This is a genomic window from Streptomyces sp. NPDC014006 (genome assembly GCF_043088925.1).
Taxonomy (GTDB): Bacteria; Actinomycetota; Actinomycetes; order Streptomycetales; family Streptomycetaceae; genus Streptomyces.
Window position 1 is genome coordinate 344314 of record NZ_JBICAJ010000007.1, and the last position, 18224, is coordinate 362537.

The following is an 18224-nucleotide window of genomic DNA, read 5'->3' on the forward strand; positions in this document are numbered from 1 at the left end:
TCCATCGTAATGGACTTCGTCAGGGGCGTGAAGCCCTCTTGCCACTGTCCCGGAGGGAAGGATGCCTGTCCAGCGCTGCCGCCAGCACCTCCGCCAGGTGTCGTCCCCGCACCCCGCCGAGCTGCTCCAGCTGCGTCCGGCAGGAGAACCCGTCGGCCAGGACCACCGCGTCCTGCGGCGCCTGCCGTACCGACGGCAGCAGCTGTTCCTCCGCGCACGCCGCCGACACCTCGTAGTGGCCGCGCTCGAATCCGAAGTTCCCGGCGAGCCCGCAGCAGCCGCCGCTCAGCTCCCCGGTGAGCCCGGCCGCCTCGCGCAGCCGGCGGTCCGCCGTGTCGCCCAGTACCGCGTGCTGGTGGCAGTGGGTCTGGCCGGTCACCGGGCGGTCCAGGACCGGCGGTGTCCAGTCGGGGGCGTACCGCTCCAGGGCCTCCGCGAAGGTCACCACCCGCTTCGCCAGCCGGGCGGCCCGCGGATCGTCGTGCAGCAGCTCGGGCAGGTCGCCGCGCAGGGCGGCGGCACAGCTCGGCTCCAGCACCACGACCGGCGCGCCCGTCTCCAGCACCGGCGCCATCAGCTCCAGCGTGCGCCGCAGCACCGCGCGCGCCTCGTCCAGCTGGCCGGTGGAGACATAGGTCAGCCCGCAGCACACCCGGCCCCGGCGGGCCGTCAGCAGCGCTGCCGCCGAGCGCGACCGCCCGTCCCCCACGGGCCGCCCGCGCATCCGCAGGGTCGGCGGCAGCACCACCCGCAGCCCGGCCGCCTCCAGCACCCGCACCGCCGCCCGGCCGACGGAGGGCGCCAGATGCTCGGTGAAGGTGTCCGGCCACAGCACGACGAGGTCGCCGCCCCCGGCGGTGCGCTGCGGCCGACCCCGCCACCACCGGCTGAACGTCTCCCGGGCCACCCGCGGTATCTCCCGCTCGTCCGCGATGCCGCCCAGCCGTTTGCCCAGCCGGGCCAGCGGCCGCACCGACGCCAGCGCGTTCACCGCACCCGCCGCGCGCAGTGACGCCACCCAGCTCAGCCACCGAGGCAACCGCCCCATCGTGTAGTGCGCCGCCGGCCGGCGCCGGCCGGCGTAATGGTGGTGCAGGAACTCCGCCTTGTACGTGGCCATGTCGACGCCCACCGGGCAGTCGGAGCGGCAGCCCTTGCAGGACAGGCACAGGTCGAGTGCCTCGCGCACCTCCGTCGACCGCCAGCCGTCGGTGATCACCTCACCGGCGAGCATCTCGTGCAGCAGCCGGGCCCGTCCGCGCGTGGAGTGCTCCTCCTCCCCCGTCACCCGGAACGACGGGCACATCACGGCCGGCCCGGCCACCGTCGTCGTACGGCATTTGGCGACCCCGACGCAGCGGCGGATCGCCGCGGAGAAGTCGCCGTCGTCGGCCGGGTAGCCGAAGGAGACGTCCACGGGCTGGCGCGGGAGGACCGAGAAACGCAGGTTGGTGTCCAGGGGGGCGGGGCGGACCAGCATGCCGGGGTTGAGCAGGTCGTCGGGGTCCCACACCGCCTTCGCCCGCTCGAACACCGACACCATCTCCGCGCCGTACATCACCGGCAGCAGCTCCGCGCGGGCCTGCCCGTCGCCGTGCTCCCCGGACAGCGAGCCGCCGTGCGCGACCACCAGGTGGGCCAGTTCCTCGGAGAAGCGGCGGAAGCGGCCGATGCCCGACTCGGTGAGCAGGTCGAAGTCGATGCGGACATGGATGCAGCCGTCCCCGAAGTGCCCGTACGGCGTGCCGCGCAGTCCGTGGGCGGTCAGCAGCGCGCGGAAGTCCCGCAGGTAGGGGCCCAGCCGGGCCGGCGGGACCGCGCAGTCCTCCCAGCCGGGCCACGCCTCCGAGCCGTCCGGCATCCTCGTCGCCGTACCGCTCGCGTCCTCCCGGACGCGCCACAGCGCCCGCTGCCCGGCCGGATCGGTCACCACCAGGGAGTCGAGCACGTCCGCCGCGCGCAGAATCGCCTCCGCACGCGCGCGTGCCTCGTCCGGCGACCCGCCGCCCGTCTCCACGAACAGCCACGCCCCGCCCCGCGGCAGCCCCGCCGCCGTGGGCACCAGGTCGGCCGCCATGCCCTCCACGGTCAGCGGCCCGTACGGGAGCAGCCCGGCGGCGGCCTCGGCGGCGGCGCCCTCGTCGGCGTACCCCAGCACGGCCAGCGCGCGGGCGGGCGGCGCCTGGACCAGCCGTACGACCGCCTCGGTGAGCACGCCCCAGGTGCCCTCGCTGCCGCAGAAGGCGCGCGCCACGTCCGCGCCCTTCTCCGGCAGCAGCGCGTCCAGCGCATACCCGGAGATACGCCGGGGCAGCTCCGGGAAGCCGGTCCGCAGCCGCGCCAGCTCCCCGTCCACCAGCTCCCGCAGGCCCTCGGGGGCGCCCGCCCAGCCCGGCCCGAGCCGCAGCCGCTGCCCACGTGCCGTGATCACGTCCAGTTCGCGCACGCTGTCCGCGGTGGTGCCCCAGGCCACCGAGTGGGAGCCGCAGGAGTTGTTGCCGATCATCCCGCCGAGCGTGCAGCGGCTGTGGGTGGAGGGGTCCGGGCCGAAGCGCAGTCCGTGCGGCGCGGCGGCCTCCTGGAGCCGGTCCAGCACGAGCCCCGGCTGCACCACCGCCGTCCCCGCGCCCGCGTCGAGGTCGAGCAGCCGGTTCATGTGGCGCGTGAAGTCCAGGACCACGCCCGTGCCCGTCGCCTGTCCCGCGATCGACGTGCCCCCGCCTCTGGCGACGACCGGCACGCCGTGCCGCCGGCAGATCTCCAGCGTGGCGGCCACGTCGTCGGCGTCCCGGGGCGCGACCACGCCGAGCGGGACGCGCCGGTAGTTGGACGCGTCCATGGTCACGAGCGCCCGGGCGGTCGTATCGAAACCGACCTCGCCCCGGACGGCCCGTCGCAGCTCGGCCCGCAGCATCTGAAGCCCTGCCAGATCCGTCATGCGTCCAGGATGCATCCGATCACCGACAGTCACCGAAAGGTGTCCACAGCGGCACCCTTTCAGTCGTACAACCCCACAAGTCCACCGCTTGGCGATCTCGTCTCATCGGACGGACACGTTTCCGTCCGGTTTCGCCCACCCGATACCCTCCGACTCGTGGCCGACATCCAGATTCCCGCTGACATCAAGCCCGCCGACGGACGTTTCGGCGCGGGTCCCTCCAAGGTGCGGACCGAGGCGCTGGACGCCCTCGCCGCCACCGGTGCTTCCCTCCTGGGCACCTCCCACCGCCAGGCGCCCGTGAAGAACCTGGTCGGCAAGGTGCGCGAGGGTATCTCCGAGCTGTTCCAGCTGCCCGACGGCTATGAGGTCATCCTGGGCAACGGCGGCTCCACCGCGTTCTGGGACATCGCGACCCACGGTCTGATCGAGAACAAGTCGCAGCACCTCAGCTTCGGCGAGTTCAGCTCCAAGTTCGCCAAGGCGGCCAAGCTGGCCCCGTGGCTGGACGAGCCGACCATCATCTCCGCCGACCCGGGCACCCACCCGCAGGCGCAGGCCGAGGCGGGCGTGGACGTGTACGCGTTCACCCACAACGAGACCTCGACCGGTGTCGCCATGCCGATCCAGCGCGTCGCCGGCGCCGACGAGGGCTCCCTCGTCCTGGTCGACGCCACCTCCGGCGCGGGCGGCCTGCCCGTCGACATCGCCGAGACCGACGTCTACTACTTCGCCCCGCAGAAGTCCTTCGCCTCCGACGGCGGCCTGTGGATCGGCGTCTTCTCCCCCGCCGCGATCGAGCGCGCCGAGCGCGTCCACGCCTCCGGCCGCCACGTCCCGGAGTTCTTCTCCCTGCCGACGGCGATCGACAACTCCCGCAAGAACCAGACGTACAACACCCCGGCCCTCGCCACGCTCTTCCTGCTGAACCAGCAGCTGGAGTGGTTCAACGGCCAGGGCGGCCTGGACTGGGCGGTGCGCCGCACGGCCACCTCCGCGCGCACCCTGTACGGCTGGGCCGAGGACGTGAAGTTCGCGACCCCGTTCGTCACCGACCCGGCCAAGCGCTCGCAGGTCATCGGCACGATCGACTTCACCGACGAGGTCGACGCGGCGGCCGTCGCCAAGGTGCTGCGCGCCAACGGCATCGTCGACACCGAGCCCTACCGCAAGCTCGGCCGCAACCAGCTGCGCGTCGCGATGTTCCCGGCGATCGACCCGGCGGACGTCGAGGCGCTGACGAAGTGCATCGACTACGTGATCGAGAAGCTCTGATCACTCCCGTACGACTGTGAGGGGCGCCCGGCACCGGCCGGGCGCCCCTCGCGCATGTCACGCCGCCGTGCAGCTCACGCTGGGCACGCCGGCGCCCCCGGGTGCGCCGCCGAAGCCGAAGCCGGCCGAACCGCCCGCCGGTACCGACCCGTTGTGAGCGGCGTTGACGGCGGTCACGCTCTGTCCACTCTGGGTGGCGGTGGCGTTCCAGATGTTCGTGATCTTCTGGGACCCGGGGAAGGTCCACGTCACCTTCCAGGAGGACAGCGCGGTGGTTCCCGTGTTGGTCACCTTCACCTCGGCGTTGAAGCCGCTGCCCCAGTCGTCGGTGACGGTGTAGGTGGCACTGCACGCGCGCGTGCCGCCCCCACCGCCGCCGCCCGTGCCCGTGCCCGTGCCCGGGAAGAGCGGCGCCTTGATGGCTGCGAGGTAGCCGTCCTTGACGGTGTCGACGGTGGTCCAGTCGCTGTTGAGGATGCCGCCGGTGTCACCGGAGTTGGGGTTCAGGGACCAGAGGGTCCAGTGGAAGGAGTCGGCGCCGTACGTCGAGGTGGGCCTCAGGTAGTCCGCGAGGGCGGCCAGCCACTTCTGGTCGACCGGCGACTGGAGGGTGGTGCCGAACTCCCCGACCCACACGGGAGCGATGTTCTGCTTGAAGACGTAACCCCAGTACTTGTCCCAGACACCGGGCATGTTGGCGGGGAACGAGGGGTCGCTGAACCAGCTCTGCTGGGCGACGCTGGTGGCGTAGTCGTGGGCCGAGTACACGACCCGGTTCGCCACGTCGAGCTGCACCGGGTACTGGGCGACGCCCATGAGGTTGCCGCCCCACCAGCCGGAGACGCCGTTGTAGGTCTGCACGCCCTCGACGAAGACCAGCAGGTCGGGGTTGACGGTCACAACCGCGTTCCCGGCGCGCTGCGCAGCCAGCCGCCAGTCCTTCGTCGTGTCGCCGCAGCCCCAGCAGGCGGGATCGTGGGGCTCGTTGTGCAGGTCGATGCCGATGACCGTGTCCTGTCCCCGGTAGCGGGCGGCGAGTGCCTTGAGGTCGGTGATCCAGGTCGACTCCGGCACCGATGCGGTGTACCAGAGCGCGCTCTGACCGGCGGAGTCGGGCCGGTGCCGGTCGAGGATCACCTTGAGCCCGTCCTGCCCGGCGTAGGCGACGATTTTGTCGAGGACCTGGAGCGAGGTGAGGCCCTGGAGGTCGGCGTTCATGCCGCCGGAGACGTTGATGCTGTCCGGCATGGTGCCGGGCTTGAGGATGTCGTCGCTGTAGGGGAGGCGCAGGGTGTTGTAGCCCAGCGACCTGACCTGGTCGATCACGTTCTTGTAGTCCCGGGACCACAGGCCGTGGACGACGTGGTTGCTCGTCTCGAAGCCGAACCAGTTGATACCGGCGATACGGACCGGGTGCCCGGCCGCGTCCAGGATCTGCCGGCCGCTGGTGTGCCAGTAACCGGCGCCCGGGGCGTCGGCGGCGTGCGCGGTGTGCGCGCCGGCCAGCGGGAGCAGAAGCGCGGCCGCGGCGGCGCAGAGCGCTCTTCGTAAGGTGCGGAACATGGGCTGCTTCCTCTCGGGGGTGTCGGAGGGGCGAGCGATTGGGAGCGCTCCCACGCACACACCAGGAAAGGGCGACTCTCATGCACACGTCAAGCCTGCGGACATGGCCGCGTGGACCGCGTTCAGACCCCGGCGTCGGGGCCGGGATGGCCTGAAACAGCCCCCGCGGGATGCGTCCTGGTCAGCCGCGCCGGAACAGCCGTCGCACCCCGAACAGGGCGAGGCAGACGGCGCCCACGGCCAGGGCACCGGTCGACAGGCTGATGCTCGGTCCGCCCCCACCGCCCTTGGCCGCAGCCGACGCCCCGTGCCCCGCACCGGAGTCGGCGGAACCGCCGGGCGCGTCCTGGGCGACGACCTCGCTCCCGGCGCCCTCGCTGCTGAAGAGCAGCTTCTTGCCGTCGGCGGAGTAGGTGACGCCCTCGCCCTGCCGTTGCAGGGGCACGTCCAGCCGGCCGGTCTTCTTGATCTTCCCGCCGTCGAAGTCGTAGGCGATGCCGCCGAAGTAACCGCGTACGACGAGGTGTTCGCCGTCCGGGGAGAAGGCGGCGTCGGTCGCCCACAGGTCGACGGGGGCGACAGGCCGGAAGAGATTGCTCCCGGAGGTGGACAGCTCGGCGGGGCCCTCGAAGAGGTGCCCGCCGTCCTCGTGCTTGTCGATGATGTAGACGCGCCCGGTCCTGGGGTGGACGACCAGTGACTCGGCGTCGCGCGGCCCGCCCTCGTACTTCACGACGTACTGCGTCGCCTTGACGGTCTGGTCCTTCAACTCCTTCGGCTCGGGCAGCCGGTAGATCCATACATACGGCCACCGGCCGCCGAAGTTGTCGCCGATGTCGCCGACGTAGATCTCGTTGCCGGGCCCGATGGAGATGGCCTCGACGTCCCGGGGCGAGCCGATGCCCTTGAGGGTGAGGCGGGCGACGGTACGGCCCGTGGAGCCGTCGACCGCGTACAGGTACGGCCCGTCGTCGCTGTCGTTGTGCGTCCAGTAGATCCCGGGGTGCAGCCGGGAGGCGGCGAGGCCGCTGGACTCCTTGATGCGCGGGTCCTGGAGGGTGAACCCCTGGTCGCCGTCGGCGGCGGAGGCGGGCGCGGCGAGCGCACCCACGAGCAGGACCCCGGCGAGCAGGGCGAACGGTCGGCGCATGCCCCCAGCGTGCCATCCCGCTCCGCGGTGCGTGATCCGTGGCCGGTCCGGGGCTGGTCCGTGGCCGGTTTCACACCGCACCCCGGGGGTCGCCCGGGTGCGGATCGTCCATGATGAGCGGATGCTCAGGTTCATGCCCGTCGGTGACTCCCAGACGATCGGCAGCGCCGGTGAACACACCTGGCGTTACCGCATGTGGCAGCACCTGTGCACGACATACGGCGGCCCCTTCGAGATCGTCGGCCCGCGCGAGACGCTGTACGACCAGCACGCGGGCGCGCCCGTCTCCTACGCCTACGCCGACCCGGAGTTCCCCCGCGCCCACCTGGCCGGCTGGGGCGAAGGCTGGCTGCACATGGCGCCGCTGATCGAGGACGCCGTACGCGAGCACCGGGCCGACGTCCTGCTGATCTCCCTGGGCCTGATCGACCTCGGCTTCTACACGAACGCCGAGCAGACGGCCGACAACGTGCGGGCGTTCGTCGAGGGGGCGCGGGCCGCCAACCGGCAGGTGCGGATGGCGGTGCTGCCGGTGATCCCCAACGTGCGGGCCACGGCGGACGCGCCCTTCGCGGCGGAGGTCGCCCGCTTCAACGAGCTGCTGGGCAAGGCCGTCGCCGACCTGGACACACCGGGCTCGCCCCTCCTGCTCGCCTCACCCCCGGCGGACTACGACCTGCACACCGACACCTACGACGGGACGCACCCGAGCGCGAGCGGGGAACGGAAGATCGCCGGCGCGTTCGCGGAGGCACTGTGGCAGGCGTGGGGGGTCGGCGGGCCGTACTGCCGGTGACACGGTGACCGTGCGTATCGTTGTACTGCGCGGCTGTGTCCGTTCGTGGGGCAGCCGGGGAGGAGCGCAAGGACGGCGACTACGCAACCAGGACCGTGATGGACTTCGGCACCGACGTCGACCTCACCGGGACCGTCGTGGACCTCGTCCTCAAGACCGACGGCTTCCCCCGCGACTGACGACACCCTCCACCACCTCCCGCAGCAGCTCCCCCGCCACGAACGGCGCCTTCCGCGAGGGCGCCGAGCGCCATGACAGCGGCCACGTCATGCCGCTCAGCGCCGGTACACCCACGTAGGCCAGCGTTCCGTGACAGCGGGTCAACGCCCGTACGCCCGGCGGCCAGCGAAACTCCGACGCGGTGTGCGGGGGCAACAGGAAGTACAGGTTCCGGTCGCCGGAGACCTCGCGGATGACCGGGCCCGCGTCGAAGTCCGTGCACACCATCAACTCCGTTGCGACGTACTCCCCCTGGTCACCTTGGATCCGTACGGCGTCGAAGTGCACGCCCGCGTGGCGGAGGGCGTGACCGGAGGCGGGGATCCAGGCCGGGATCCAGGGGGCGTCGATTCTCTCGTTCATGCGGCAAAGGGTTGCGTGTCGTCACATACTGTGACCAGGGGTCCGTAACGTCCGTGCGGGGCTGTGCACTTGGGGAGGCGGTTGTGTACTCCGGTGAACGGGGGTCGGCTACGTTCGGTGCGTTGCTGCGGTTCTATCGAGAGCGGGCCGGGCTGACGCAGGAGGGGCTGGGCAAGCACGTCGGCTATTCCAAGTCCCAGGTGGCGATGGTGGAGCGGGGCGAGCGCTACCCGAGGGGCATTTTCGTCGAGATCGCGGACGGGGTGGTGGGTGCACAGGGAGCACTGCTGGTCCTGGCCGAGAAGGAGTTCAGCAGGCTGCCTCCTTGGACCGAGGACTACCTCGCGGAGGAGAGGAAGGCCGCCGCGCTGCACGTGTACCAGACCCATCTGGTGCCGGGCTCACTCCAGACCGAGGCCTACTCGCGGGCGGTCTTCCGCGCCAATCGGTGTCCCATCCTGGACGACGAGGAGATCGAGAAGCGCGTCACGTCCCGGCAGGAACGCCGGCAGCTCTTCACACGGAAGCCCGCCCCGCAGATCAGCTACATCATCGAAGAGAGCGTTCTGACACGCCCGTTGGGCGGCGCGAAGACGCTCGAGGAGCAGTTGCACCACATCCTCGAGATCGGCGGGCTTCGGCACGTCGAGATCCAGGTGATGCCGCACCACCGGGAAGACCATGCGGGGCTCGCCGGACGCATGAGCCTGCTGGAGACCGCCGACCGGCACCGGCTCGCCTACGTCGAAGGCCATCGCGGCGGCTACTTCGTACGCGAACAGCCCGACGTCGCTGACCTGTTCGGGAAATATGGCATTCTGCGAGCGCAGGCTCTCACCCCCGAGGAGTCCGCGAAGCTGATCGAAGAGGTGGCACGGGAGCTATGAGCACGGACCTCCACTGGCGCAAGAGCAGCTACAGCGACGGCGAGGGAGAGTGCGTAGAGGTCGCCATCGCCCCCACCACCATCCACCTCCGCGACTCCAAGACCCCCGCGACCCCCCACCTCACCCTCTCCCCCACCACCTGGACGACCTTCCTCGGCAGCCCCTTGCTTCGAGCGCACTTCAAGCCGTTGGCTGAGTAGTCATGAAGTACACGCAGCTCGGACGCACCGGACTCAAGGTCAGCCGACTCGTTCTCGGCACGATGAACTTCGGCCCCCAGACCGCCGAACCCGACAGCCACGCCATCATGGACGCGGCGCTCGACGCGGGGATCAACTTCTTCGACACCGCCAACGTCTACGGCTGGGGCGAGAACAAGGGCCGGACCGAAAGCATCATCGGCAACTGGTTCGCCAAGGGTGAGGGGCGCCGCGACAAGGTCGTCCTCGCCACCAAGGTGTACGGCAACATGGCCGCCGACGGCGCCGCGCCCTGGCCGAACCACGACAAGCTCTCCGCGGTGAACATCCGGCGGGCCGTCGACGCCAGCCTGAAGCGGCTGCAGACGGACTACATCGACGTCTACCAGTTCCACCACATCGACCGGGCCACCCCGTTCGAGGAGATCTGGCAGGCGATCGACGTCCTGATCCAGCAGGGCAAGATCCTCTACGTCGGCTCCTCCAACTTCCCCGGGTACAAGATCGCCCAGGCCAACGAGATCGCCGCCCGGCGTGGCGGGACGATCGGCCTGGTCAGCGAGCAGTGCCTGTACAACCTCGCCGAGCGCCGCGCCGAGATGGAGGTCATCCCGGCCGCGCAGGACTACGGTCTCGGCGTCATTCCGTGGTCGCCGCTGCACGGCGGTCTGCTGGGCGGTGTGATCAAGAAGGAGGCCGAGGGCGGACGCCGGGCCTCGGGGCGCGCGGCGGACACCCTCAAGGACCCGTCCTCCCGGGCGCAGATCCAGGCGTACGAGGACCTAGTCGACAAGCACGGCCTGGAGCCGGGCGAGGTCGCGCTGGCCTGGCTGCTGACCCGGCCGGGCGTCACCGGCCCGATCGTCGGTCCGCGCACCGCGCAGCAGCTCGAGTCGGCGATCAGGGCGACCGAGCTGGAGCCGAGCGAGGAGCTGCTGACCGGGCTGGACGAGATCTTCCCGGGTCCGGGTCCGTCGCCGGAGGCGTTCGCCTGGTAGCAGGCCCGAGCGGCCTACGGCAGGCGTGCGGGGCGGCGGTCGGCTACTTCCCGGCCACCGCCGCCACGATCACCACCACGAACATCAGCACGAGCACACCGGCCATGATCCGGTTTCGGGTCTTCGGGTCCACGGCGTCGAGCCTAGCCGGACACGCCGAGTGACCATCGTTCGACCGCCTCGTAGCGGGGCTGCTCGCCCGGGACGCCCGAGCGCGGCAGGTTGCTCCGCATGAGCACCAGCTCGCCGACCGTCCAGCGCGGGGAGGCGAAGGAGTCCAGGGCCGCGAGACACGGCCGTACGTCCGCGCCCGCCCTGCTCCTGGCCACCGTCAGGTGGGCCTTGTAGCGGCGGTGCTCGCCCATCGCCACGCCCGACTTGCGGCCGGCCGCCTCGGCGCGCTCGGCCAGCAGCCGCAGGGTGTCCACGTCGCCGTCCGCGCCGGTCCACAGGGCGCGGCCGTGCCCGAACTGCCCGCCGCCGCGCAGGGCGATCTCGAAGGGGGCGGAGCGGTGGGCGGCGCGCGCCAGCCGCTCCGACAGCTCCGGTACGACGTCGTCGCCGACCTCGCCGTAGAAGGCGAGCGTGAAGTGCCAGCCGGGGCGGCCGGTCCAGCGTAGCCCGTCCGCGCCGGGCAGCCTCTTCAACGCGTCGACTTCGGCGGCGAGTTCGCGGGTGACGTCGTCGGGCGGCAGGACGGCGGCGAAGAGTCTCATGGCACCGATTTTCCCGGCGGCGGGCGTCCCTCGCCCGGCATCATGGCCGGATGGAGATCACCGTCCGAGAAGGCACCCCCCGCGACCTGCCCGTGATACTCGGCATGCTCGACAGCAGTGTGGAGTGGCTGGCCTCCCAGGGACGGACCGGCCAGTGGGGGACCAAGCCCCTTTCGCAGAGCCCCGTGACGGTGGAGTCGGTCGCCCGGTACATGGCCGAGGGCAGCACCTTCATCGCCGAGGCCGACGGTGTGCCGGCCGCCACCCTCATCCTCACCGACGCGCCCGGCGCGTACCTGTCCCACCTGCCGCCGCCCGGTGAGCCGGAGCGGTACATCCACTGGCTCGCCTCCGACCGCCGCTTCAAGGGGCACGGCGTGGGCAGCGTCCTGCTGGCGCACGCCGCCGAGGTGACCCGGCAGGCGGGCGTCGGGCTGCTCCGGGTGGACTGCTACGCGGGCGGCGACCGCAGGCTGGTGGCCTACTACGAGGCCAACGGCTTCACCCCGGCCGAGGCGTACACCGTGGGCGAGCACGACTGGCCGGGGCTGGTGCTGGCCCGCCGGGTCTAGGGTCTTTCGTTTGGATCAGGCCAGGTCACCGGCGTCGGCCGCTCCCGCCCCGGCCCGTGGCGTCACGGTCCCGGGGCGGCCGTGGCATCACGCCGCCGGCGCCAGGTCCTCCCTGCGCTCGCGCGGCACGAAGCGGACCTCGGGGTGGCCGCTCTTCCAGCCGACCGAGAGGCGCAGCCCGCCCACGCGGGCCAGGGCGAGGGCGATTCCGGTGGCCGCGACCGCGGAGATCGCGCCGCCGGCCGCGAGGCCGGCCCGGACGCCGTAGGTGTCGGTGATCCAGCCGGCGATGGGCGCGCCGATGGGCGTGCCGCCCATGAACACCATCATGTACAGGGCCATGACGCGGCCCCGCATGGCCGGGTCGGTGGTCATCTGGACGCTGGTGTTGGCGGTGACGTTGACCGTCATGCCGAACATGCCGATGGGGGCCATCAGCAGCGCGAACAGCCACAGCGACGGCGCCGCCGCGGCCACCATCTCCAGCACGCCGAACATCAGCGCCGCCCCGATCAGCACCCGCATCCGGGACGTGCCGCGGCGGGCCGCGAGCAGGGCGCCGGCGAGGGAGCCGACCGCCATGACGGTGTTGAACAGGCTGTAGGAGCCGGCACCGGCGTGGAAGACGTCGTCGGCGAAGGCCGACAGATACACCGGGAAGTTGAAGCCGAAGGTGCCGATGAAGCCGACCAGCGCGATCGTCCAGATCAGCTCGGGCCGCCCGGCGACGTAGCGCAGGCCCTCCCGCAGCTGGCCCTTGCCGCGCGGCGCGCGCTCGACGACGTGCAGTTCACGGGCGCGCATCAGCAGCAGTGAGCCGATGGTGAAGGCGAAGGACAGGCCGTTGAAGAGGAAGGCGTAGCCGGTGCCCACGCCGGTGATCATCAGGCCGGCGACGGCGGGGCCGACCAGACGGGCGGACTGGAAGTTCGCCGAGTTCAGGCTGACCGCGTTCTGCAGCTGGGCGGGGCCGACCATCTCGGAGACGAAGGACTGGCGGGCCGGGTTGTCGACGACCGTGGCGAGGCCGACCAGGAACGCGGCGACGTAGACGTGCCAGACCTGGACCTGCCCGGTGAGTGTGAGGGCGGCCAGCACCAGGCCGGTGACGCCCATCGCGGCCTGCGTGAACAGCAGCGTGCGGCGCTTGGGCAGCCGGTCGACGAGGACGCCGCCGTAGAGGCCGAAGAGCAGCATCGGCAGGAACTGCAGCGCGGTGGTCACGCCGACGGCGGTGGCGGAGCCGGTGAGGCTGAGCACCAGCCAGTCCTGCGCGATGCGCTGCATCCAGGTGCCGGTGTTGGAGACGACCTGGCCCAGGAAGAAGAGGCGGTAGTTCCTGATCTTCAGCGAACTGAACATCGAGGAGGAGCGGCGGGGGTTGTGGGTGGTCTTTGGTCCGGGGGCGGAAGGTGTTCCGGGTCCCGTACTCAAAAGCGTTCGCCTCCTTGTTCCGACTGCTTACAGATGTGCGAGCTTCTCCAGCACGGGGGCGGCCGCGCGCAGCGTGGCCCACTCGTCCTCGTCGAGGTTGTCGACCAGGGCGGCCAGGAAGGCGTTGCGCTTGGCGCGGCTCTCGGCGAGCATCACCTCGGCCTGCTCGGTCTTGGTGACGACCTTCTGGCGCCGGTCCTCCGGGTGCGGCTCCAGCCGGACCAGGCCCTTGGCCTCCAGCAGCGCGACGATGCGGGTCATCGACGGCGGCTGGACGTGCTCCTTGCGGGCCAGCTCGCCGGGTGTGGCGCTCCCGCACAGGGAGAGGGTGCCCAGCACCGACATCTCGGTGGGGCTCAGCGACTCGTCGACCCGCTGGTGCTTGAGGCGACGGGACAACCGCATCACGGCGGAGCGGAGGGAGTTCACGGCGGCCGCGTTGTCGCCACGGGTGAGGTCCGGCATGTCCTTAGCGTAACTCATTACCCTGGCTAACAACTGCCGGACGCGCCGAAGTATGCCCGTGACTCCGGTCACTGGTGCACGGAATCACTCGTATGGGTGATCCGGGAGCGGAACGAGACGCACCGGCCGGAATGCTGCGGCAACCCTCGTGTGCATGGGGACCAGCGTGCTCAGCCTGCGGATAGACGGGGAGCTGCTCGAAAGGCTCCGGCACCATGCGGCGAAAAGAGGAATGAGCGTCCAGGACTATGTCGTCCGGACGCTCATTCGCGATGACTTCGACGAGCGGTACCAGGCCGCCGTCGAGGAGACGGAGAAGTTCTACGGGCTCACGTGAGGGCCATCGAGGCGGCTCACGTCAGACCCAGGGCCGGCATCAGGTAGTAGAAGGCGAAGACCGCCGAGACGACGTACATCGCCACCGGCACCTCCTTGGCGCGGCCGGCCGCCAGCCGCAGGGCCGTGAAGGTGATGAAGCCCATGCCGATGCCGTTGGTGATCGAGTACGTGAACGGCATGATCAGCATCGTCACGAAGGCCGGGATCGCGATCGTGTAGTCGGCCCAGTCGATCTCCTTGATCGAGCCGGCCAGGATCAGGAAGCCGACGGCGACCAGCGCCGGGGTGGCCGCCTGGGACGGCACCATCGTGGCGATCGGCGTCAGGAACAGGGCGATGGCGAACAGACCGCCGGTGACGACGTTCGCGAGGCCGGTGCGCGCACCCTCGCCCACACCGGCCGTGGACTCCACGAAGCAGGTGGTGGCCGACGACGAGCTGGCGCCGCCCGCGGCGACGGCGATGCCGTCGACGAAGAGGACCTTGTTGATGCCGGGCATCTGGCCCTTGGCGTCGGTCAGCTTGGCCTCGTCGGAGACGCCCATGATCGTGCCCATCGCGTCGAAGAAGCACGACAGCAGGACCGTGAAGACGAACAGCACGCCGGTCAGCACGCCGACCTTGTCGAACCCGCCGAACAGACTGACCTTGCCGACCAGCCCGAAGTCGGGCGTGGCGACCGGGTTGCCGGGCCACTTCGGGGTGGTCAGACCCCAGCTCGGCACCTTGGCGACGGCCTCGATGATCATCGCGATGATCGTCATGACCACGATCGAGATCAGGATCGCGCCGGGCGTCTTGCGCACGATCAGCGCCAGCGTGAGCAGGACACCGAGAATGAAGACGAGGACCGGCCAGCCGTTGAGGTGACCGGTGGCGCCCAGCTGGAGCGGGACGGTGGTGTGGGCGACGTCCGGGATGCGGGAGACGAAACCGGAGTCGACCAGGCCGATCAGCATGATGAACAGGCCGATACCGATCGAGATCGCCTTGCGCAGGCCGTACGGGACCGCCGTCATCACGCGTTCACGCAGACCGGTGGCGACCAGCAGCATCACCACGAAGCCGGCGAGGACGACCATGCCCATCGCGTCCGGCCAGGACATGCGCGGGGCTAGCTGGAGGGCGACGACGGAGTTCACCCCGAGACCGGCGGCGAGCGCGATCGGCACGTTGCCGATGACACCCATCAGCAGCGTGGTGAAGGCGGCGGTGAGCGCGGTGGCGGTGACCAGCTGTCCGTTGTCCAGCTGGTGGCCGTACATGTCCTTCGCGCTGCCCAGAATGATGGGGTTCAGCACGATGATGTAGGCCATCGCGAAGAAGGTGGCCAGACCACCACGGACCTCGCGCGCAAGGGTGCTGCCACGCTCCGAGATCTTGAAGTAGCGGTCGAGGGCGCCGTAGACGGGCGCCTTGCCCGGCTGCTCGGGCGCGGGGACCTTGGCAGGTGCCGAGGTGGACATTTGTGGGTTCCTACGACTAGAAAGGGACACAGACAAACGGTTTCAGTATGAACATATGAGTTCCATGATTGCCATCTCCGCGCGTAGAACGGTGGAACTCGTAAGCTGTGCGTCATGGCGAAGTGGACCCCGCAGCACGAGGCGCCGGAACCCCTCGAGGGCCCGGTCGTGGCAACCATCACCGGCGGCACGATCCTGTGGTTCGTCCTCTTCCTGGCCCAGCTGCCCTTCTACGGCTGGTTCGACGACCACGGGCACACCTGGTGGGTGTGGACCTGCCTGGCCGGCGGCGGCCTCGGCCTGATCGGCATCTGGTACGTCCGCAAGCGCGACGCGGCGCTCAAGCGGGCGGCCGCAGCGGCCGAGAAGGGCGCGCTCCAGGAGTGAGCTCGCCGGGGGCATCCGAGGGGTGAACGCCCGCGTCCCCACGTACCGTCGAATGCATGACGCACATCGACGCGGGCGCCGGTCTCGACCCTGCGCACCCCGTGCCGGTGCCGTCCGTCCCGCCGACCGGGCTGACCGGCTCCCAGGTCGCCGAGCGGACGGCGCGCGGTCAGGTCAACGACGTGCCGGTGCGCTCCAGCCGCTCGCTCGCCGAGATCGTCCGCGCGAACGTCTTCACCCGGTTCAACGCGATTATCGGCGTGCTGTGGCTGATCATGCTGGCCGTCGCGCCGATCCAGGACAGCCTGTTCGGCTTCGTGATCCTCGCCAACACCGGCATCGGCATCGTCCAGGAGTGGCGGGCGAAGAAGACCCTCGACTCGCTCGCCGTGATCGGCGAGGTGAGGCCCACCGTGCGGCGCGACGGCACGGCCGTCGCGATCAGCACCTCCGAGATCGTGCTCGACGACCTGCTGGAGATCGGCCCGGGCGACAAGGTCGTGGTCGACGGGGTGTGCGTGGAGGCCGACGGCCTGGAGATCGACGAGTCGCTGCTCACCGGCGAGGCCGACCCGGTCGTCAAACACCCCGGCGACGCGGTGATGTCCGGCAGCTTCGTCGTCGCGGGCGGCGGCGCCTTCCAGGCCACCCGCGTCGGCCGTGAGGCCTACGCCGCGCAGCTCGCCGAGGAGGCGTCCCGGTTCACGCTCGTCCACTCCGAGCTGCGCACCGGCATCTCCACGATCCTCAAGTACGTCACCTGGATGATGGTGCCGACCGCGATCGGCCTGGTGATCAGCCAGCTCGTGGTCAAACAGCACGGCATCAAGGACTCCGTCGCGCGCACGGTCGGCGGGATCATCCCCATGGTCCCCGAGGGCCTGGTGCTGCTGACCTCCGTCGCCTTCGCGATCGGGGTGATCCGGCTCGGCCGCAAGCAGTGCCTGGTGCAGGAGCTGCCCGCGATCGAGGGCCTCGCCCGCGTCGACACCGTCTGCCTGGACAAGACCGGCACCCTCACCGAGGGCGGCATGGACGTCACCGGCCTGCGCCTGCTGAACGGCTACGACGAGGCCTACGTCCGCCAGGTGCTCGGCGCGCTCGGCGAGTCCGACCCGCGGCCCAACGACAGCCTGAAGGCGATCATCGACGCCTACCCGGACACCGAGGACTGGCGCTGCACCGAGTCGCTGCCCTTCTCCTCCGCCCGCAAGTACAGCGGCGCCACCTTCAGCGAGGACGGCGGCGAGACCAGCACCTGGCTGCTGGGCGCGCCGGACGTGCTGCTCGCGGACGACGACCCGGCGCTCGCCGAGACCGGGCGGCTCAACGAGGACGGGCTGCGCGTGCTGCTGCTCGCCCGCGCCGCCCGCGACCTCGACGACGCCCGCGTGGGGCGGGGCGCCCACCCCGCCGCGCTGGTCGTCCTGGAACAGCGGCTGCGGCCCGATGCCGCCGACACCCTGCACTACTTCACCGAGCAGGACGTGCACGCCAAGGTGATCTCCGGCGACAACGCGGTCTCCGTCGGCGCGGTCGCCGCCAAGCTGGGCCTGAAGGGCAGCGCGGTGGACGCGCGGCGGCTGCCCGCCGGGCGCGAGGAGATGGCCAGGGAGCTGGACGAGGGCACGGTGTTCGGCCGGGTCACCCCGCGGCAGAAGCGGGACATGGTCGGGGCCCTGCAGTCCCGCGGGCACACCGTCGCGATGACCGGCGACGGCGTGAACGACGTCCTCGCGCTCAAGGACGCCGACATCGGGGTCTCCATGGGCTCCGGCTCGGAGGCCACCCGCGCGGTCGCGCAGATCGTGCTGCTGAACAACAGCTTCGCCACGCTGCCGTCGGTGGTCGCGGAGGGCCGGCGGGTCATCGGCAACATCACCCGGGTGGCGACGCTGTTCCTGGTGAAGACGGTGTACTCGGTGCTGCTGGCGGTCCTCGTGGTGTGCTGGCAGGTGGAGTACCCGTTCCTGCCGCGCCACCTGACCCTGCTGTCCACGCTCACCATCGGAGTGCCCGCCTTCTTCCTCGCCCTCGCGCCCAACAAGGAACGGGCCCGCCCGCACTTCGTGCGCCGCGTGATGCGGTACGCGGTCCCCGGCGGGGTGGTGGCGGGGGCGGCGACCTTCGTGACGTATCTGCTGGCCCGGCACCACTACACGGGCCCCGGCTCACTGAACGCGGAGACCAGCGCGGCGACGCTGACGCTGTTCCTGATCTCGATGTGGGTGCTCGCGATCATCGCCCGCCCCTACACCTGGTGGCGGGTGGCGCTGGTCGCCGCGATGGGGGCGGCGTTCATGGTGGTGCTCGTCGTGCCGTCGCTCCAGCGCTTCTTCGCGCTGAAGCTGGTGGGCATGCAGATGCCGTGGACGGCGGTCGGCATCGCGGTGGTGGGGTCGGCGGTGCTGGAGCTGTCCTGGCGGTGGATGGGACGGCGGTTCCCCACCTAGGGT

At 70.8% G+C, this 18224-nt stretch carries 18 protein-coding genes; 10 read left to right on the plus strand and 8 right to left on the minus strand.

The window, feature by feature from the left end; translation table 11 throughout:
- Positions 1–19 precede the first annotated feature (19 nt).
- Complete coding sequence (locus ACF1GV_RS24945) at positions 20–2938, minus strand: FAD-binding and (Fe-S)-binding domain-containing protein (protein ID WP_391684765.1); 2919 nt, start codon at positions 2936–2938, stop codon at positions 20–22.
- Positions 2939–3094: 156 nt separating this feature from the next.
- Here ACF1GV_RS24945 and serC point away from each other — a divergent pair, with 156 nt between their 5' ends.
- Positions 3095–4213 (plus strand): phosphoserine transaminase, encoded by a 1119-nt coding sequence (gene serC / locus ACF1GV_RS24950; protein ID WP_391684767.1) that lies wholly within the window; start codon positions 3095–3097, stop codon positions 4211–4213.
- A 57-nt stretch (positions 4214–4270) separates the two neighbouring features.
- Here the strand turns inward: serC and ACF1GV_RS24955 are convergent, their stop codons facing one another.
- Both ACF1GV_RS24955 and ACF1GV_RS24960 read right to left on the minus strand, forming a co-directional pair.
- Positions 4271–5776, minus strand: coding sequence for a cellulase family glycosylhydrolase (locus tag ACF1GV_RS24955; protein ID WP_391684769.1), 1506 nt, complete (start codon positions 5774–5776; stop codon positions 4271–4273).
- A 181-nt stretch (positions 5777–5957) separates the two neighbouring features.
- Positions 5958–6926: a WD40 repeat domain-containing protein gene (locus ACF1GV_RS24960; RefSeq protein WP_391684771.1), complete on the minus strand. Its 969-nt coding sequence runs from the start codon at positions 6924–6926 to the stop codon at positions 5958–5960.
- 121 nt (positions 6927–7047) lie between these two features.
- Here ACF1GV_RS24960 and ACF1GV_RS24965 point away from each other — a divergent pair, with 121 nt between their 5' ends.
- Both ACF1GV_RS24965 and ACF1GV_RS24970 read left to right on the plus strand, forming a co-directional pair.
- Positions 7048–7722, plus strand: coding sequence for an SGNH/GDSL hydrolase family protein (locus ACF1GV_RS24965; protein ID WP_391684774.1), 675 nt, complete (start codon positions 7048–7050; stop codon positions 7720–7722).
- Between the two features lie 35 nt (positions 7723–7757).
- Positions 7758–7901 carry a hypothetical protein gene (locus tag ACF1GV_RS24970; RefSeq protein WP_391684777.1) on the plus strand — a complete coding sequence of 48 codons (144 nt, stop codon included), beginning with the start codon at positions 7758–7760 and terminating at the stop codon, positions 7899–7901.
- On the opposite strand, the gene ACF1GV_RS24975 is transcribed toward ACF1GV_RS24970, so the two are convergent.
- On the minus strand, positions 7873–8304 hold the full coding sequence (locus ACF1GV_RS24975; protein WP_391684780.1) for a hypothetical protein: 432 nt from the start codon (positions 8302–8304) through the stop codon (positions 7873–7875). The genes ACF1GV_RS24970 and ACF1GV_RS24975 overlap by 29 nt on opposite strands.
- 122 nt (positions 8305–8426) lie before the next feature.
- Between ACF1GV_RS24975 and ACF1GV_RS24980 the strand changes: the two genes are divergently transcribed.
- The 3 genes from ACF1GV_RS24980 to ACF1GV_RS24990 are packed head-to-tail and all read left to right on the plus strand — an operon-like array spanning position 8427 to position 10389.
- Positions 8427–9191, plus strand: coding sequence for a Scr1 family TA system antitoxin-like transcriptional regulator (locus ACF1GV_RS24980; protein ID WP_391684782.1), 765 nt, complete (start codon positions 8427–8429; stop codon positions 9189–9191).
- Positions 9188–9391, plus strand: coding sequence for a DUF397 domain-containing protein (locus ACF1GV_RS24985; RefSeq protein WP_391684784.1), 204 nt, complete (start codon positions 9188–9190; stop codon positions 9389–9391). Before ACF1GV_RS24980 ends, ACF1GV_RS24985 begins: the two co-directional genes overlap by 4 nt.
- Positions 9392–9393: 2 nt before the next feature.
- Positions 9394–10389 carry an aldo/keto reductase gene (locus ACF1GV_RS24990; RefSeq protein ID WP_391684787.1) on the plus strand — a complete coding sequence of 332 codons (996 nt, stop codon included), beginning with the start codon at positions 9394–9396 and terminating at the stop codon, positions 10387–10389.
- Between the two features lie 143 nt (positions 10390–10532).
- Here the strand turns inward: ACF1GV_RS24990 and thpR are convergent, their stop codons facing one another.
- Complete coding sequence (gene thpR / locus ACF1GV_RS24995; protein WP_391684789.1) at positions 10533–11105, minus strand: RNA 2',3'-cyclic phosphodiesterase; 573 nt, start codon at positions 11103–11105, stop codon at positions 10533–10535.
- Between the two features lie 50 nt (positions 11106–11155).
- Here thpR and ACF1GV_RS25000 point away from each other — a divergent pair, with 50 nt between their 5' ends.
- On the plus strand, positions 11156–11677 hold the full coding sequence (locus ACF1GV_RS25000) for a GNAT family N-acetyltransferase (protein ID WP_391684792.1): 522 nt from the start codon (positions 11156–11158) through the stop codon (positions 11675–11677).
- An 87-nt stretch (positions 11678–11764) separates the two neighbouring features.
- On the opposite strand, the gene ACF1GV_RS25005 is transcribed toward ACF1GV_RS25000, so the two are convergent.
- Together ACF1GV_RS25005 and ACF1GV_RS25010 are read right to left on the minus strand one after the other, a co-directional pair.
- Positions 11765–13039, minus strand: coding sequence for an MFS transporter (locus ACF1GV_RS25005; RefSeq protein ID WP_391685100.1), 1275 nt, complete (start codon positions 13037–13039; stop codon positions 11765–11767).
- 99 nt (positions 13040–13138) lie between these two features.
- Positions 13139–13576, minus strand: a complete 438-nt coding sequence (locus tag ACF1GV_RS25010) for a MarR family winged helix-turn-helix transcriptional regulator (RefSeq protein ID WP_391684795.1) — start codon at positions 13574–13576, stop codon at positions 13139–13141.
- Between the two features lie 154 nt (positions 13577–13730).
- Here ACF1GV_RS25010 and ACF1GV_RS25015 point away from each other — a divergent pair, with 154 nt between their 5' ends.
- Positions 13731–13913, plus strand: a complete 183-nt coding sequence (locus ACF1GV_RS25015) for a ribbon-helix-helix protein, CopG family (protein ID WP_391684798.1) — start codon at positions 13731–13733, stop codon at positions 13911–13913.
- 16 nt (positions 13914–13929) lie between these two features.
- Here the strand turns inward: ACF1GV_RS25015 and ACF1GV_RS25020 are convergent, their stop codons facing one another.
- A complete protein-coding gene (locus ACF1GV_RS25020) occupies positions 13930–15381 on the minus strand; it encodes an NCS2 family permease (RefSeq protein WP_391684801.1) in 1452 nt (483 codons plus the stop codon).
- A 114-nt stretch (positions 15382–15495) separates the two neighbouring features.
- Here ACF1GV_RS25020 and ACF1GV_RS25025 point away from each other — a divergent pair, with 114 nt between their 5' ends.
- Together ACF1GV_RS25025 and ACF1GV_RS25030 are read left to right on the plus strand one after the other, a co-directional pair.
- A complete protein-coding gene (locus ACF1GV_RS25025) occupies positions 15496–15768 on the plus strand; it encodes a DUF2530 domain-containing protein (protein ID WP_391684804.1) in 273 nt (90 codons plus the stop codon).
- 56 nt (positions 15769–15824) lie between these two features.
- Entirely contained in the window at positions 15825–18221 is a 2397-nt protein-coding gene (locus ACF1GV_RS25030) for an HAD-IC family P-type ATPase (protein ID WP_391684807.1), read from the plus strand.
- The last annotated feature ends 3 nt before the right edge of the window (positions 18222–18224 follow it).